16 protein-coding genes are annotated in these 17,718 nt (G+C 34.4%); 9 read left to right on the top strand and 7 right to left on the bottom strand.

The features are described from left to right. Positions 1-69: 69 nt before the first annotated feature. Together BTM29_RS00515 and nagE are read right to left on the bottom strand one after the other, a co-directional pair. On the bottom strand, positions 70-747 hold the full coding sequence (locus tag BTM29_RS00515; RefSeq protein ID WP_076613625.1) for a DUF4867 family protein: 678 nt from the start codon (positions 745-747) through the stop codon (positions 70-72). A 179-nt stretch (positions 748-926) separates the two neighbouring features. Continuing rightward, positions 927-2,909 carry an N-acetylglucosamine-specific PTS transporter subunit IIBC gene (gene nagE / locus BTM29_RS00520; protein ID WP_076613628.1) on the bottom strand — a complete coding sequence of 661 codons (1,983 nt, stop codon included), beginning with the start codon at positions 2,907-2,909 and terminating at the stop codon, positions 927-929. A 424-nt stretch (positions 2,910-3,333) separates the two neighbouring features. On the opposite strand from nagE, the gene BTM29_RS00525 reads away from it, so the two are divergent. The 4 genes from BTM29_RS00525 to BTM29_RS00535 all read left to right on the top strand — a co-directional run bounded on the left by BTM29_RS00525 (position 3,334) and on the right by BTM29_RS00535 (position 8,809). Next, positions 3,334-5,997 carry an HAD-IC family P-type ATPase gene (locus BTM29_RS00525; RefSeq protein WP_076613630.1) on the top strand — a complete coding sequence of 888 codons (2,664 nt, stop codon included), beginning with the start codon at positions 3,334-3,336 and terminating at the stop codon, positions 5,995-5,997. A gap of 142 nt (positions 5,998-6,139) precedes the next feature. Then, positions 6,140-6,565, top strand: coding sequence for a carboxylesterase family protein (locus tag BTM29_RS13025; RefSeq protein ID WP_211333763.1), 426 nt, complete (start codon positions 6,140-6,142; stop codon positions 6,563-6,565). A gap of 2 nt (positions 6,566-6,567) precedes the next feature. Continuing rightward, a complete protein-coding gene (locus tag BTM29_RS00530; protein ID WP_250637851.1) occupies positions 6,568-7,566 on the top strand; it encodes a carboxylesterase family protein in 999 nt (332 codons plus the stop codon). Between the two features lie 73 nt (positions 7,567-7,639). Then, on the top strand, positions 7,640-8,809 hold the full coding sequence (locus BTM29_RS00535) for an MFS transporter (RefSeq protein ID WP_076613632.1): 1,170 nt from the start codon (positions 7,640-7,642) through the stop codon (positions 8,807-8,809). A 116-nt stretch (positions 8,810-8,925) separates the two neighbouring features. Here the strand turns inward: BTM29_RS00535 and BTM29_RS00540 are convergent, their stop codons facing one another. After that, complete coding sequence (locus BTM29_RS00540; RefSeq protein WP_225972213.1) at positions 8,926-9,570, bottom strand: winged helix-turn-helix transcriptional regulator; 645 nt, start codon at positions 9,568-9,570, stop codon at positions 8,926-8,928. A gap of 458 nt (positions 9,571-10,028) precedes the next feature. Between BTM29_RS00540 and BTM29_RS00545 the strand changes: the two genes are divergently transcribed. The 4 genes from BTM29_RS00545 (at position 10,029) to pstB (ending at position 13,618) form a co-directional block, all read left to right on the top strand. Further along, a complete protein-coding gene (locus tag BTM29_RS00545) occupies positions 10,029-10,928 on the top strand; it encodes a phosphate ABC transporter substrate-binding protein (protein ID WP_076613637.1) in 900 nt (299 codons plus the stop codon). 79 nt (positions 10,929-11,007) lie between these two features. Then, complete coding sequence (pstC, locus tag BTM29_RS00550; protein WP_076613639.1) at positions 11,008-11,937, top strand: phosphate ABC transporter permease subunit PstC; 930 nt, start codon at positions 11,008-11,010, stop codon at positions 11,935-11,937. Continuing rightward, complete coding sequence (gene pstA, locus BTM29_RS00555) at positions 11,927-12,814, top strand: phosphate ABC transporter permease PstA (RefSeq protein ID WP_076613640.1); 888 nt, start codon at positions 11,927-11,929, stop codon at positions 12,812-12,814. Before pstC ends, pstA begins: the two co-directional genes overlap by 11 nt. A gap of 9 nt (positions 12,815-12,823) precedes the next feature. Beyond that, complete coding sequence (gene pstB, locus BTM29_RS00560) at positions 12,824-13,618, top strand: phosphate ABC transporter ATP-binding protein PstB (RefSeq protein ID WP_076613641.1); 795 nt, start codon at positions 12,824-12,826, stop codon at positions 13,616-13,618. Positions 13,619-13,637: 19 nt separating this feature from the next. On the opposite strand, the gene BTM29_RS00565 is transcribed toward pstB, so the two are convergent. Then, a complete protein-coding gene (locus BTM29_RS00565) occupies positions 13,638-13,970 on the bottom strand; it encodes a hypothetical protein (RefSeq protein ID WP_076613642.1) in 333 nt (110 codons plus the stop codon). Positions 13,971-14,054: 84 nt separating this feature from the next. Beyond that, a complete protein-coding gene (locus tag BTM29_RS00570; protein ID WP_076613643.1) occupies positions 14,055-15,815 on the bottom strand; it encodes a thiamine pyrophosphate-binding protein in 1,761 nt (586 codons plus the stop codon). Positions 15,816-16,315: 500 nt separating this feature from the next. On the opposite strand from BTM29_RS00570, the gene BTM29_RS00575 reads away from it, so the two are divergent. After that, complete coding sequence (locus BTM29_RS00575) at positions 16,316-16,627, top strand: helix-turn-helix domain-containing protein (RefSeq protein ID WP_076613644.1); 312 nt, start codon at positions 16,316-16,318, stop codon at positions 16,625-16,627. Between the two features lie 165 nt (positions 16,628-16,792). Here the strand turns inward: BTM29_RS00575 and BTM29_RS00580 are convergent, their stop codons facing one another. Together BTM29_RS00580 and BTM29_RS00585 are read right to left on the bottom strand one after the other, a co-directional pair. After that, positions 16,793-17,038: a hypothetical protein gene (locus tag BTM29_RS00580; RefSeq protein WP_076613645.1), complete on the bottom strand. Its 246-nt coding sequence runs from the start codon at positions 17,036-17,038 to the stop codon at positions 16,793-16,795. 62 nt (positions 17,039-17,100) lie between these two features. Then, positions 17,101-17,709, bottom strand: coding sequence for a hypothetical protein (locus tag BTM29_RS00585; protein ID WP_076613646.1), 609 nt, complete (start codon positions 17,707-17,709; stop codon positions 17,101-17,103). Between the last annotated feature and the right edge of the window lie 9 nt (positions 17,710-17,718).

Genomic DNA, 17,718 nt, shown 5'->3' on the forward strand with positions numbered 1-17,718 from the left:
AATCAGATGTAAAAATGGCATTTACTTTGCGTAAATACCATTTTTTTGGATATATTCAGATAGTAAAAGTTATTTAACTTGTTTCATTTCAACAAGTTTACCTGTAAGACCAACCTTTACACCAATTGCAATCTTATCTTTTCTGATTGGATCAACAACTTGGAACTTATTCTTTTTAACAATACGAGGATTACTGCTCTTAAAATCCGCAGGAAGTTCTTGATTCGTTCCAGCAATCAGCATGACAATAAATTTGAATCCTGATTCATGAACTTTAATAGGTGCATAGTGAAGTGTATCGCTATAAAATTCTACTACTGTGCCAGCTGGTACAAAGAAGATTTGTCCATCTTCACTTGGACTATAAAGACCCTTAGTATCCAAAGTTTGACGTTTTCCAAGAACCATAATTACATCGGTCTGAAAAATATTCAATTCACTACCCTGATGATACTCAATAGCAGTGAAACTTGTTGATTGTCCTGTACATTCACCAGCTTCAATTGGCATCCCAGCAAATACATCAATTCCAATTTCTTGAATAGTTGAAATTTCTTCTAGTTCTGGATTTGAAGGAACATATTTATTATCAGGACTTGAGATTTGTACCTTTGTATCCATAAATTGATTTATTTCACTCAAATTATATTTTGTATACACTGTTCCATACTTCTTAAAGTCAGGATCATCGATCGTTAGAATTTTGTAGTCTGGATTTTTCTTTTTAAAATCTTCATATGTACTCATTAAAAAATATCTCCTCTATTGTTTGCTGTTGTTTAATTCAAACATAATCTAGCATTTGGAAGCGTTTTAGTCAAGTGCCCTAATTTTTAACTTCTATCTATTTTTCTACTTAAAAAAATCTGGTGATAATTAAATAGCACAAAAAATGAGCCTAGAAAATTCAGGGCTCATTTTTTGTACTATTTAATTGTGACTTTAGTGACCTCATCTGTTGCAGTGACTTCTTTATCCAAAACGTTGTATTTCATATAAGAAACAACTGCCATATTGGTTACAATAACCATAACATCGGTCTTTTTACCAGCTTTAACAACTGCATCTAAATCCATATTTGCTAACACGTCTCCGTGTTTTATTTCTTGTCCTTCACTTACTTTAACATCAAATGGTTCACCCTTTAATTGAACAGTATCAATTCCCATATGAACTAGAACTTCTAATCCATTATCAGTCTTGATCCCAATCGCATGTTTTGTTGGGAATACTGTGGAAATAACACCATCAACTGGAGCCACAATTTGATTATCAGAAGGAACAACACCATATCCATCCCCCAACATCTTTTGGGCAAATGTAGGATCGTCAACTTTTTCGATATCTTCTAATTTACCATTAGCTACACTGTAGAAGACATCAGTCGAGCCAGAATGATCATTGACCGTAGGTTCAGCGGATTTTGCTGTATTGTTTTCTGAGGTAGTAGTATTTATTGGCGCATTTTCATCGTTCAGCTTTTTAAGTGCATCAGCTACAAATTGAACTTCTGTACCAATAACAATGTGTATATTGGTTTTATCCAAGACATTTGTACCTGCAGCACCTGATGATTTAATAATATTTTTATTAATTTTCCCAGTATCATTTAATTGCAAACGTAATCTGGTTGTACAGTTATCGATAACCTTTATATTATCATGACCACCAATACCAGCATAAACTTTCTTAGCAGCAATCATATACTTGTCATCTTTATCTGAAGTTTCGACCTCAACTGCTTCACTATCATCTGTATCTTCAAGTGGTTCACGACCAGGCGTCATTAGATTGAACTTCTTAATAGCAAAATCAAATCCGAAGTAATAAATAAAGGCCATTACTACACCTTGTACCAGGAGCATCAAAGGATGATTAGCAATTGGCATATGTAAACTCAATAAGTAATCAACTAATCCGGCACTAAAAGTAAATCCGGCTGTCCAGTGCATATATGCAGCAAATGCCATTGATAATCCAGTGAACACAGCATGTATAACATATAGTGGCCATGCAACGAACATAAAAGAAAACTCTAGTGGTTCGGTAACACCTGTGAAAAATGATGCAAAGGCCCCTGCCATCATCAATCCAGCAGTTTCCTTTTTACGTTCTGGCAAGGCATTACGATAAATCGCATATGCACCAGCGGGTAATCCAAACATCATAACTGGGAAATAACCAGCTAGATACATACCAGTAACACCCTTTACTCCTTTATTGGCCCAAAAATTACCAATATCATTTATACCAGCAATATTAAACTCAAACACTTGGTTCAATGCTTGATGTAATCCAGTTGGAATCAACAAACGGTTGAAGAATCCAAACAGTCCAGCACCAAGTGCACCTAATCCAACGAAAAACTTACCAAATGTAATTAAGGCATCATATAATGTTGGCCAAATGAACAATAATAATATTGTAACTAAAAGCATCACTAATGATGAAAGTATAGGTACTAATCTTTTACCACTGAAAAATGATAAAGCCATTGGAAGCTTGGTATTATGGAATCTATCATATAAAGCAGCGGCAGTAAGACCAGCAATGATACCTATAAAAACATTACCTGAAATGGCATTAAATGCAGGATCAACATTTTTAACACTTATGCCCTTTAACAAAGCTACGTTTGCTGGTGCAAGAACACCAACCGGTACAATGTATGCGACAACTCCGGCAAGAGCTGAAGCTCCATCTTTTTCCTGTGCCATCCCCAAAGCTAGTCCAACGGCAAATAATAACGCCAATTGACCAAGGATTGCGGTACCACCTGCCTGTAAAAATTGAGCTAATGCCCATTTTTCAGGAAGCCAATGGCCAATCCCTACAAGAAGTGCAGCTGCTGGTAGCACAGCTACAGGAAGTTGCAATGAGCGTCCCATTCTCTGTAAATAAGTTTTCATTTTTCCCTTTTCCTCCTCATGAAAATGAAATAAATATAACAAATCCCATAATAATGGTATATATACGAGTTTGCAAGAGTTAATTTCATAGGTATATACCTATGAAAGCACATTAACCGTTTTCATTCTAAAATTTAAGATATTTTTGTGATATATTGGTATACTACCTGAATTGGATTTAAAATCTATAAAGTTTTAGTATTTATTACCTATAATTTTTTTCTAATATAATTATTAAGTTTGACATAATTTTAAATACCTGTTACTTTATAATTAGAATATATCTAAAGGAGTGTAGCTGGACTGAAAGCGAATATCACAACTATATCCGGTAACAAAATAACCTAGTTTATTTAGTACACACTGTCATCATGGCAATGTGCTTTTTTTAACCCTAATTTTACAAATTTTGAGGAGGAAAAAATTGAAAAAGAAATTTTTTCAAATGGGATTAAGTGAATTACAGGAACAAAATAATATTGAGGACTTCAAACAAGGTTTAACTGACGAGGATGCCGGACAGCGGCTCATAAAAGACGGCCCTAATAAATTAGAGGCACATAAAACATCAAAATGGAAAATATTCTTTAGACAATTCAAGAGTATGATCATTTACGTTTTGATTGCTTCAACTTTAATTACCCTACTTATGGGACACTATTCTGATTCAGTGATTATTGGTTTAGTGGTCATTATCAATGCATTAATAGGATACTACCAAGAAACTAACGCTTCAGATGCACTTGAAAAAATAAAAAATATGCTATCGACCAACGCTACTGTTTATCGTGAAGGTCAAAGAAAAGACGTTCCCGCTACTGAGCTTGTTGTTGGTGATCTAGTCTTTCTTGAAGCCGGTGACAACGTACCAGCTGATTTAAGAATAGTAGATTCTGATAATTTAAGAATTCAGGAATCAGCATTGACTGGTGAAGCTAACTCAGTTGAAAAGACCGTCGATGCTATTGAAGAAGAAGCTGTATCATTAGCTGATCAAACAAATATGGCATTCGCATCTACCTCTGTAACAAACGGTAGTGGTACCGGACTAGTCGTAGCTACTGGTTCAGATACTGAAATTGGTAAAATATCTACAAGTGTCAGCTCTGTAAAAGAACGTAAAACACCATTAATGCAAATAATAGATAAATTAGGAACCAACACTTCTTACTTTATCGTAGCGGCTTCAATTGCTATTTTCATCATTGGGTTGATTTTTGATACTTACTCAGTATCCGTTCTTGCCTTAGCCGTTGTTGCTATGATGGTTGGTGCCATTCCCGAAGGATTACCTGCCACTACATCTGTAATTTTGGCTAAAGGTGTTAGTGATATGGCCAAAAATCAAAATACAATTGTTAAAACCCTTCCAGCAGTTGAAACACTTGGATCTGTAGATGTGGTTGCAACTGATAAAACTGGTACATTAACACAAAATGAAATGACTGTTACCGACATAATGATTGGTAACACGGAATATCAAGTAAGTGGTACAGGATATCGTCCAGATGGTCAAATAACCAAAAACGGTCAGCCAGTTGAAATAGATGATAAGTTAGAATTATTCTTAGAGGCTGGATTTGAGGCCAATGATACTGAATTAACAAAAGAAAATGGACAATGGATAATTAATGGTGAACCTACTGATGGTGCATTTTTAACTCTATATCATAAAGTTCATCCCTACGGAAACGAACCTAAATATGAAGAATTAGACATTTTACCATTTGATTCAGAATTCAGATATATGGCCAAGCTAGTCAAAGATAAAGATGATAATAGAACACTCTTTGTTAAAGGCTCTCCTGACAAACTGTTAGAGATGGCCAAAAAGAATGACCCTAAGTTTGATTTTGACATGTGGTTTGAAAGAGTCAAACGATTCTCTGAAGACGGAAAACGTGTTATTGCTGTTGGATACGAAAACGAAAAGAAAACAACTAACGAGATAACTCATGATATCATCACCGATGGTATCAATTTCTTAGGACTGGTTGCTATTATCGACCCACCTAGAGAAGAAGTTATTGAGGCTCTTAAGGTTATGAATACTGCCGGTGTGGATGTAAAAATGATAACTGGTGACAATGCGATTATCGCCAAGTCGATCGGTAAACAATTAGGTTTAGCAGATGAGATTCACGCTATCACTGGATTGGAATGGGATAAATTAACCGATGAAGAAAAAGTTGAAGCAGCCAATGAGAACCAAGTATTCGCTCGTACAACACCAAGTAACAAAATTGAGATTATAGAAGCTCTCCAAAAAAGCAATAAAGTTACTGCCATGACTGGTGATGGCGTAAATGATGCCCCTGCTTTAAAACGAGCCGATATTGGTGTTGCCATGGGTATAAAAGGTACTGACGTAGCTAAAGACTCTGCAGATATGATTCTAACTGACGATAACTTTGCAACTATTTCTACTGCTATCCGTGAAGGTAGAAGAATTTTTGATAACATTAAAAAGAGTATCTTGTATTTATTACCTATCTCCTTTTCTGAAGGTTTAATAGTTGCCTACGCAATCCTTACTAAAAACGATATTCCACTACATCCCACACAGCTTTTGTGGATCAATATGGTTTCAGCTATAACGATTCAGTTTGCATTGATATTTGAACCTGCCGAAGATGGAATTATGAACCGAGCACCACGAAAGACTGGTGCTAAATTCATGAATCGACATGATATATTCCAAATGGCTTACGTTGCAATGTTAATAGCTGGAGTTAGTTTGGTTATTGATGCTTGGATGATCCAAAGTGGTTTCAGTACTGTTATTGCTAGTACAACAATGGTAAACGTCTTGGTAGTCGGCAAAATTTTCTACTTATTTAATATTCGAACACCAAAACTCGCTCTATCAAAAGAACTATTCTCCAATATCTATGTCTTCATCTTTGTTGGATTAATGTTGATTTTACAATTAATATTAACTTATGTACCATTCATGCAAGACATCTTCCATACAGGTCCAATAGGACTCAAGGAATGGGGATTAGCAGTTATCGGTGGTATCATAGTTCTATCAGTCGCCGAGCTTGATAAAATCATTCGTATTTTACATAACAAGAAAAAAGCATAAAAAATTTACTTCAAAGAACCCTCTAGTTTGGATGTTTGTTCAAGCTAGAGGGTTCTTTATGTTAAAAATCCATTTGACTATAACGTTAGGGTATAGTTTAAAATTAAATAATACTTAAAAAAGTGAAAAGAAGGGATTTAGAATGTCACATCCTAGTAAAAAATTTAACAATGTAAAAGAATGGCTCGGAGTCCCTTACGGCACTGCAAAGCGCTTTCAAAAAGCACAAATTGTTCCTTTTGAATCCAAATATGATTACAGTCAAAGTGGACCAGCCTCAATACAATTTACAGATCCCGCTTTTTTAACCTCAGACAAAGGTGAAAGTGAAGACTGCTTAAATCTTAATATTTGGGATCCAGATAATTCCCACGAAAAATTACCAGTTGTGGTCTATATTCACGGTGGTGGTTGGACTTATGGTTCCAATTCTCAAGATACATCAGACTTATCTGGATTAGTGGCCAGTGGTAAGGCCATCGGTGTTTCCATCAATTACCGTCTTGGACCCTTGGTTGGCTTGAGTTATCCCAATATGGTGGAAAGTTCAAGGATGCTAGTAATCTAGGTTTGCAAGACATCGTCTTAGCTTTGAAATGGATTAATCAGTATATTGATCTCTTTGGAGGAGATTCTAATCGTGTCACCCTTACAGGTCATAGTGCTGGCTCTTTCTCATTGTTAACACTTTTGGCTGTGCCTGAAGCTGACGGATTATACAATAAATTGGCAGCATTCTCCGGCTATGCAGCACGTTATATTCCAGCCTGGTGGGCTGAAGAACTAACACATAAAGTTTTAGAAAAACTAGAACTTACTTCACCGGAACAATTATTAACCATTGATAACAAATTATTGATTGATACAGTTAATCAAGCGTTACCAACTGATGTTTTGAAACGTGGTAATTTAAATACCAATTCAATTGGAATTGTCGATGACGAATTTTTGCCAAATGGAGTTTTGAAAGCAAATCCCGCTGACATTATTAAAGGTGGACAGCATAAAGATATTGATTTAATAATAACTTCAACAACGGACGAAGCAAGTTGGTATGCTGCTAACATTCCGGATAACGTCGACCCTAAAACAATTGAAGCTGTGATTGATGAAATGATTTATGATTGCCATATACCACGTAAACAAGCTGAAGATATTGCTTTACATTGTGGAGCTGGAAAAGAGCAACCACTTAATGTCAGAACCAGATTCTATACAGATTATAATTTCACTTTACCAGCTATCCGTGAAGCACATGATCATGCTAAAGCTGGTGGACGTGTTTATCAACTAAGCGTTGGACCAGTTGAAGGTTCCCCAGCTTATCATGGTACAGATATGTACGGTATTGTCGGACAAGCTGCACCTAATGCTAGTCAAGAGCAACTCAAACGCGATAGTTTTATTAGTCAAACATTGCTTAACTTTGCGACTGATCACTACGAAAAGTTATGGTCACCTACGACGGCAGATAAATTAATTATCAAAGATATTGGACAAAGACCTTATAACGGAATTGAACATGCAAAATTGGTACTAGAACTATTTAAAGACATCTCTCGTCCATAATAAAACTCATAAAAAGGTGATCAAACACCTTTTTTAATTTGGCTAAAATAGATTTCAAAAAGAGGAACAAACTTTGACAAAGAAATTTTCATTTTTTTCAAAAGATATTATTTGTGTTATGTTAGCAACATTTTTTTATCAATTTAGTATTCAATCAGTTAATCCACTAATCAATGGGTATGCACGTAATTTAGGGATAAGTAGTGCTTTTGCGGGCATCATTGTAGGAATTATGAGTATTACTTCAATGTTTTTAAGACCCTTTGCTGGAAATTTAACCGATCGAGTTTCTAAATATCATTTAGCGCTAATCGGTGGTAGCCTGTGTGCGATTAGTGACTTTGGTTACCTTTTTGCTTTCAACGCAACTTGGTTATTGACCTTTAGAATCATCAACGGTTTAGGTTTCGTTTTATGTACTGTTTGCCTTGCAACATGGATGGCATTTTTAGTTCCACGCCAGCACCTTGGTGCAGCAATGGGGTACTATGGATTGTTAAACGCCCTCGCGATGGCAATTGCCCCTGCTCTAGCAATAAGTATCTATAAACTTATGGGGTATAAATTTATTATAGTGCTTGCAGCCTTGAGTGCTATAGCTATGGTAGTTGTCATTCAATTTATCCACAATCGTGCAAAACCTTCAGTTGAATCAATGAAGGACCAACATTTTAAGATTATTCAGCGTGATGCACTACCAGTAGCAATAATTTTTTCTTTGTTATCTATTCCTTACTTCGTTACCCAAGCCGACATTGTTATATACGTTCAAGAACGTCATTTGAATATTAACGTAAGTCTATTCTTTTTATGTTATTCGCTTGTTTTGATTGTTATTCGGATTATATTAAAAAATTATTTTGATACTATTCCATTTGGTATTTGGTTTTCTATCTGTATAACTGCAACAATTGGTTATATACTTCTTTTATCAATTATGCGAAATAACTTTGAAATGATATTAGCAGCTGGCTTAATGGCACTCGGCTTTGGAGTTATGGTTTCTGTCTCCCAATCAACCTCACTATTATTAGCTCCCCTAGAAGAACAAGGCCTTGCCAATGCTACTTATTATTTGGGAAGCGACATCGGCATGTCACTGGGACCAATCATCGGTGGAATCTTACCAACTATTTTTCCACTTAGATTCTTTTATCCATTAATGTTAATTATTATTCCTTTAACTGTAATTCTATATTTATGTAATCGACATAAACTAAATTCCGCAGTTCAATATAATTAAAAAAAGTCCTCTACTATTAGATTTTGAATCTAACAGTAGAGGACTTTTTAAGTCTATGTATTGAATTACTTTTGAACTGTTTAACCTGATAACCTAGTAAATAGTTCAGATTGTTTTTATTCCACAGAAACTAATGGATAATCGTTATTTAAAATATATCCAAATCCCCTTACGGTTTTAATCCACTGTGGTTCCTGCGGATTCTTTTCTAATTTATCCCGTAAATGACTAATGTGAATATCGATCGTACGAGTTGAGCCAGCATTATCATAACCCCAAACTCCAGCTATCAACTGGTCTCTACTTAACACCTGTCCTCTATGTTGCATTAAATACCACAAAATACTGAATTCTTTAGGTGTCAATCCCAAATCATTGCCTGATTGTGAAACGCGATAATGTTTCAAATCAATTGATAAGTCATGACATTTAACAGTTGTATTAGTGTCTCTAGATAATTGTTTTCTAGCTTCATTAACAGCAAACTTATCATATACCCAAAACAGTTGTTTAAATTTAGCAATCAATTCTGGATATTCTAGGGGTGCAACAAGATATGAATCAACATTTATATCATAAAATAATTTACGTTCGTTTCTTTTTTTTATTGGAGACAACACAATAATAGGACCATCAACTTTGTTTCGAATCTTTTCCAATATTTCTAATGATGTTTGTAAATCAGTTGTAGCTAGATCCCAGATGAGTCCTGATACATTATTGTTATCCACCATTTCAACAGTTTTTTGCGGTGATGTCATATTATGTATGAACCACCCCTGACTGTTGCAGTAACTATTCATTTCTATAAATAATGGTAAATTTTTGCTTAATAGCACCAATGGTCGCATCTATCCAAACTTCCTTCCAGTCATCTGTATTGCAATGATTGTCATCTATCACGACTGACATTACCACTATGGATAGAATTACAAGAACAGATAAGTGGTTTCGCCGTATTTACAACCTTGCTAATTGATTATAACTTAATAACACATTATCGTAATCTATTTTGCGTAATTTGAATATTGTAATTTGATATAGACCAATACAAATTGAATAATTGATTTTTAAGAAAAAAATTAACAACCAAACTTATATGCTTGAACAAATAAATAAATTCAACATTTACACAATTTTTACAAAAGACAAACAAGAATTATACATTAACAAGTTATATTTTTAGTAAGTACTAAATATTGTTAACAAGGGGTTAATTATGAAGAAGAAAAATATCATTTCTGCAATTATCTTATTCGGTGCTTTCATTGCCGTGTTAGCTGGTTGTAGTAACAGTAGCAAGAGTAGTAGCAGTACAAGTTCAGCAGACTCTAGTGCTTCTGGTAAAGTTACAGTTGTTGGTTCAACCGCTCTACAACCATTGGTTGAAAAAGCAGCAAGCAATTTCCAAAAGGACAATAGTAAGATCAACGTTACAGTGCAAGGTGGCGGTTCCGGTACTGGTTTAAGCCAAGTCCAAGATGGTTCAGTTTCAATCGGTAATTCAGATATCTTCGCAGAATCAAAAGATGGAATTGATGCTAAGAAGTTAGTTGATCACAAGGTTGCAGTTGTCGGTATGGCACCAGTTGTCAATAAAGAAACCGGTGTTAAGAACTTAACTATGGAACAACTAAAAAATATCTTCACTGGTAAAATCACAAACTGGAAAGATGTTGGCGGTAAAGATCAAGAAATTACAGTTGTTAACCGTGCCGAAGGTAGTGGTACACGTGCTACTTTTGAAGATGCCGTACTAGGCGGAAGCAAAGCGGTTAAATCACAAGAACAAGACTCAAATGGTACTGTTCAAAAAATTGTTTCAAGCACACCTGGTGCTATAAGTTACTTAGCATTCTCATACTTAAACGACAAAGTTCAAGCTGTCTCAATCAATGACATTAAACCTACAGATAAGAATGTTGAAACAAGTGACTGGCCTATATGGTCATATGAACATATGTATACAAAAGGTGATGCCAAAGGTGCAACAGCTAAATTCTTGAAATACATGGACTCAAGTGCAGTTCAAAAAGAATTAGTTGGTAAGATGGGATACATTAGTATTCATGATATGAAAGTTCAAAAAGACGCCAAAGGTAATGTTTCTAACAAGTAATTCTGAGGGATTTTGACTAGTAGTGTTTTTGACTTGTCGGAATCTCTTTTTTTATGTCTCAATTTATAGGAGGCTCCAAATGGATGATATTCAAAAAAAATTACAACAAAGTTCAAAAGCCACCAGACAAGAACGTCTAGGTAAATCAATTTGTTATACATGTATTGGTTTAATTATTCTTTTGGTTGCATGTATATTGTATTTCATTGCATCAAAAGGAATTGCCACATTTACTAGAGATCATGTAAATATTTGGCAATTTTTAACTACATCTAACTGGGAACCAGGAAATCTGGATAGTAAAGGCAGACCCATGATTGGTGCCTTACCAATGATAGTAACCTCTTTTAGTGTTACTTTACTTGCAGCTTTAGTCGCTACCCCTTTTGCAATTGGAGTGGCAATCTTCATGACCGAAATTTCAGCAAGAAATGGTGCCAAGTTCCTACAACCAGTTATTGAATTATTGGTAGGTATTCCTTCTGTTGTCTATGGATTTATCGGACTTTCATTGATAGTCCCATTCATAAGAAACATATTTGGAGGTACTGGATTTGGTATATTATCAGGAACACTAGTCCTTTTTGTCATGGTATTACCAACCATTACTTCATTGACCGTTGATAGTTTAAAGTCAGTTCCCATGCACTATCGTCAAGCATCTTTAGCACTTGGAGCTACAAGATGGCAGACTATTTACAAAGTTATTCTTAGAGCTGCAACACCTGGAATACTCACTGCCATTATTTTTGGTATGGCACGTGCCTTTGGTGAAGCTCTAGCAGTTCAAATGGTTATTGGTAATGCACTTTTGATGCCAAAAAATTTAGTATCACCAGCTTCTACTTTGACAAGTAAATTAACAACCGATATTGGTAATACTGTAATGGGTACTCTTCCAAATGATGCCTTATGGTCACTTGCCTTGATTCTTTTATTAATGTCTTTAATTTTCAACATGATCGTTAGATTCTTAGGAAAGAGAGGTAACATAAAAAATGCATCCTAAACGTACAGACAAAATTGCAACCGGAATTATCTATTGCCTAGTCGCTATGGTAATTATGATACTGATTTTCTTACTGGGATATATTTTAATTAACGGTGTTCCCGATATTTCTTGGCACTTTTTAACTTCCCAAGCACAATCCTTTAGTGCCGGTGGTGGTATTCGTGATCAATTATTTAACTCGATTTACTTGTTAATTTTAACTTTAATTATTTCGTTTCCAATCGCTATTGGAGCTGGTATCTATTTAGCTGAATATGCCAAAGATAACTGGATAACCGATATAATTCGTACTTCAATTGAAGTTCTAAGTTCATTACCTTCTGTTGTTGTTGGATTATTTGGATATTTACTACTGGTAAATCAGTTTCACTTCGGATTTTCTATTTTATCCGGTGCCATTGCCTTAACCTTTTTCAATCTCCCACTATTAACTAGGAATATTGAAGAATCTCTTAACGCTGTACCAAATCTTCAAAAAGAAGCTGGAATCTCGCTAGGATTATCTGAATGGAAAACAATTACAAAAATCATCATACCTGAAGCTCTACCAGGTATTTTAACAGGTGTCATTCTTAGTTCTGGTAGAGTCTTCGGTGAAGCCGCTGCTTTAATTTACACAGCCGGTCAAAGTGCACCAGAAGTTTCTTACACTAATTGGAATATTTTTAGTGCTAGTAGTTTTTTAAACCCCATGAGACCAGCTGAAACATTGGCAGTTCATATTTGGAAAGTTAACACTGAATCAGTGACCCCTGATGCCCATATAATCTCAGCTGGATCATCTGCTGTCTTGATCATAGTGATTTTGCTCTTCAATCTGAGTGCCAGATTCATTGGTAATCGAATCTATAAAAAAATAACGGCTGCAAAGTGAGATGATATTTTGAAAACATATGACTTTAACGATAACTTCTTTATTAAAATCGATGCTGAAAATGCGATTGAAACAAAAAATGTTCAAGTATCTTATGGAAAAAACCAAGCAATTTTTGATACAAGTCTTAATTTTCCTAGATTCAAAATAATATCTTTAATTGGCGCCTCAGGATCTGGAAAATCCACTTATCTTCGTTGTCTAAATCGTATGAATGATAAAATTGCAACAGTAGACGGCAAGATAATGTATCGTAACGTAAACATAAACGATCCAAAAACAAACGTATATGAAGTAAGAAAGCATATCGGTATGGTATTTCAACGTCCTAATCCTTTTGCTAAATCGATTCGAGATAATATTCAATTTGCTCTTAAAGAAAATGGTATTCACGACAAAAGCGAGCTTGAAGAAAGATTAGAAACTAGCTTACAAGATGCCGCTTTGTGGGAAGAAGTAAAAGACGAACTGGACTCTAGTGCTTTAGCACTTTCTGGTGGACAACAACAGCGACTTTGCATTGCTAGATCAATCGCCATGAAGCCTGATATTCTATTATTAGATGAACCGGCTAGTGCATTGGATCCTATTTCTACTTCAAAAATAGAAGACACTGTTCAACTACTCAGTAAAAATCTAACCGTAATAATTGTTACACATAATATGCAACAGGCTTCACGAATTAGTGATTACACTGCTTTTTTCCATATGGGACACGTTATTGAATATAATGAAACCCGAAAAATCTTTACAAATCCAAAAATAAAAGCCACCGAGGATTATATTTCCGGTGACTTTGGTTAATATGAGAAATGTGTGAGTATTATTTTCGCACATTTTTTTTATGCTTTAATTCAAGAAGATAGGTATTTTCCTTTTTTGTTCTACGAATTACATATTTATTAATAATAATTCTTTTCAAATTCTCTAATTGCTTACTAGATGAACTCATGAATAATCTTTTAATAGACTGGTTAAAGCCACTGAAGATTGCCAACCAACCACCTGATCCAGTTATTGACCAATCGTTACCTGTCGCAGAGATTTGTGATTGCAACACTGAATTACAAATTTCATACGCATCCCCGACTACTTCAATATTATTCTCTCCAGCAAATAAAGCTTCATATAAAACGTTTTGATCTGCAATTTGCATAATTAACTCACTCCTAATAAATCAATTATCCCACAAAAACAAAAAAAGAATACCCATGATATTACATCACGGATATTCAAAATTTTATAAATTATCACCTTTGGATCTCAAAATTTCACCTAATGATGGTTGAACTGATGGATCAATATGATATTTAGCAGCATACTCATCTACAGCATCTTGACCATACAATTTTGCATCAAGTGGCATAAAGGCAGTTGCTACTGGATCATCTTGTTTGATAACAGCATTAATTACAATTGGCTTTTTATTACCGGACTCTTGCAATTCTTTAACTTGCTTGAATACGTCATCAGCTTCTTTAATTGATGTAATTGTAAATCCAATTCCACCTAATCCTTCAGCAACTTTAGCCCAATCTGCACCAGTTAAATCTACTCCATAAAGATGTTGTTTAGTTGCAACTTGTTCATAATATATGAAGCCTAATCTCTCATTAGAAAGAACGACATTAATAACTGGTAAACCATAACGTGCTTCAGTGATGATATCTGGAGCGACCATTGAAAAGCCTCCATCACCAGACATTGTCCAAGCTTGTCCATCTGGAACACTCAGGGCACCAGCTAAACCAGATGGAACACCAAAGCCCATTGTTGCAAATAATCCAGATAAAGCAAAGCGTTGATTCTTATTCATTGGTAAACCACGAACACCAAATTCTGAAACATTACCAGTATCAATACCATAAGTATCATTTGGTCCGGCCATTTCAGCCATTTTTGATGTGATTGTCTCTGGATTTAAACCGTTAGAATCATCTTTGGCCAACTTATCTAACCATTTATCCCAGTTTGCTTTATTTGTTTGATTGGATTTAAGCCAATCTCCTGCCGGCAAAGTCTCACCGGTATCAATAAGTGCTTCTAGATAACTTTTGGCGTCAGAGATAATTGCATAGTCAACATCAACAGTCTTACCAATATCATAAGGATTATTGTTTACCTCAATAATCTTCAAGTCCTTTGGCCAAAATCCTGCAAATGGGAACTCGGAACCAAGGAATAGAATCAAATCAGCATGTTGCAATGCTTCAAATCCCGACTTTGTTCCTAATCTTCCGAACGTACCAATAAAATTGGGATGATCTGTGCTAATTACTCCTGTTGCAGGAACTGTATTCATAACTGGTAAATTAAATTGTTCAGAGAATTTTGTTAAAGTATCTCTAGCACCTAGCAATCCACGTCCAGCATATACTATCGGATGTTTAGCTTCTTTCAGCATCTTCAATGTGTTTGAAATATCTTCTGGATTAATTGTTTGAGAATAATCATTTTCAACAACTTTTGGTGTCTTTGGTGATACATAATCAATCTCTTCAGCTGTTAAATCTTCTGGTAATGTTACTACGGCAACTCCCTTTTGTCTGTATGCTTCACGAATCGCCTGATTAATTACATATGGAATCTGGTCAGCTGTGGTTACAGTACGGTTATATACTGAAACGTCAGCAAACATAGGTGTTTCATCCATTTCTTGGAAATAATTTGTATTCATAGCTGTTTGAGGAACTTGTCCAACTAAAGCAAGGACTGGTACATGATCCATTTTTGCATCGTATAAGCCATTAAACAAGTGTGTTGCACCAGGACCGGCTGATCCGAATGCTACACCAATCTTTCCAGTAAACTTAGCGTCAGCTGATGCTGCGATTGCACCAACTTCCTCATGCCTTACTTGAATATATTTGATCTTGTCCTTTTCTAGATAAAGTCCCTCAACTGTATGATTTATTGAACCACCAGGAATACCATAAACATGGTTAACTCCCCATTCTTCTAATACCTTTACTAGTGCTTGACCAGCTATCATTTTTGTCATTTTCTAAAACTTCCTTTTATATATGTCTTGGTTATGAAAACGAATTCACACTCATTTTTACAATAATCTAATTAATTGTCAAAGATTCTTTCTCGAGATATTTTAATTTTGATTATTATTACAATTTCATTTTACATTTACCGGCTAAAATGAAGGATTAGAATACCTAATATTCATAAAAACATGTAAATACTTTTGTGAATCAAAAAAAAAAATCACAAATTATATCTTTTTTAGTTATTTTTAAGGTTATTGGTTTAAACTATCAATAGATTTTTTAGGGGTCAAATACCTATTAAAAAATCATTACTGCCATATTATTACCACTAACACAGCGAAAATCATGTATTTTTATTCGTTTGTGAAAAATTATTTTGTTAACGCTTAATGTTGTGCTAATATGCCTTTTTTTGATAAACTAATGTCTCACACTTGCTCTTCAATGAACAAAACAATTAATCTATCGTTAAAGGGAAACATTTTGGACTGGAGGTGCATTAATGCTTGGTAAAATAAGTAAACTTATCCGAGAACGCAGGAAATCTTTAAATTTAACAATTGAGCAATTAGCAGAAATATCTGGTGTTTCAGAGAGCTTCATTTCACGAATTGAACGTGGTGAAGTAGACAATGTGAGAATCAAAAAGCTAAATGACATTGCCATTGCATTGAATATGCAACTGTCAGATTTTTTCATTGATCAAAAATTGTCAGATATTTACACACTTGATTTGATTAAATATCTATCTAGTTTATCTGACGACGAAAGAAAACGTGTTTCAGAAGTACTTCTAAAAGTTATCAATTTATAAAACTGATTTATTAGTAAATTAGTTTTATTGTCTAATCATTTATGTCCGTAATTTTTAGTCCCCCTCGATTAAAAATAACCAGTAATAATTTTAGATACTGTTGATTTTTAGATACAAATAGGGTCCTAAATCTTGAAATATCGAGATTTAGGACCCTATTATTTTTTACCCATTAAAAAACGAAGTTAATATTAAAAATACTATTCCACCTACGATAATACCGATTCCAACGATGAAAAAGTTCCAAAGACCTAATACACCAAATATTATAAGAATAATTCCTATAAATGGATGGCGTAACAACGCTGCTCCAGTCTTGATGAACAACCAAATTATTACCAGGATTGCCACACCAATTGCAATCAACAATGGTGTTGAACTTGATGCATTTGTTGCCATTAATGTGAACATTTAATTCCTCCTTTTGCAGAAAAATTATATCATTATCTCATGAAATAAGTATGAAGAAGCAACTACTTTCTTATTAGTACCTTATTTAAAATGTTATACATAACAAATGACATAAAAAATCCAGCTGCATAACAAAATAATGTAATTTGTAAAACTAATAACAATACATTACCATTAAGAATTTTGGCTACAAGGTAAACAAATAATCCCGCAATTATTAATATAAGTCCTAATCCCAACAAATATTTATGTACATGAACAAAAAAAACATCCATATTATTTGATTTATGCAATTCTTCATTCTTAAATTGACTAATAATCTCCGCTATTGCAGTATTTTCATTTTTGCCCAATTCCTTTTGATCGGTAACATAGTCAACCATCATTGTTCTTATTTCCATTTTTTCATCACTTGTCGTATCAAGATCTCGAATAAATTGATCAATAGAATCATAAGTTTTGTACAAAGGATTTATCCTCAAGTGATCAATATAATTAATAATTGACCAAAATGCTGCTAACATTATGGCAAACATATATCCAACGACAAAAACAAACTCTGTATTAGACGGATCAATTACCTTATCCAAATAGTAACAAACAAAAAACAATATCATAGAAACGACTAAAATGGCCTTATAACTTATTTGTTTGATCGAAAAATAATTCATCTTTCTCTC

The organism is Companilactobacillus allii, from assembly GCF_001971585.1.
GTDB lineage: Bacteria > Bacillota > Bacilli > Lactobacillales > Lactobacillaceae > Companilactobacillus > Companilactobacillus allii.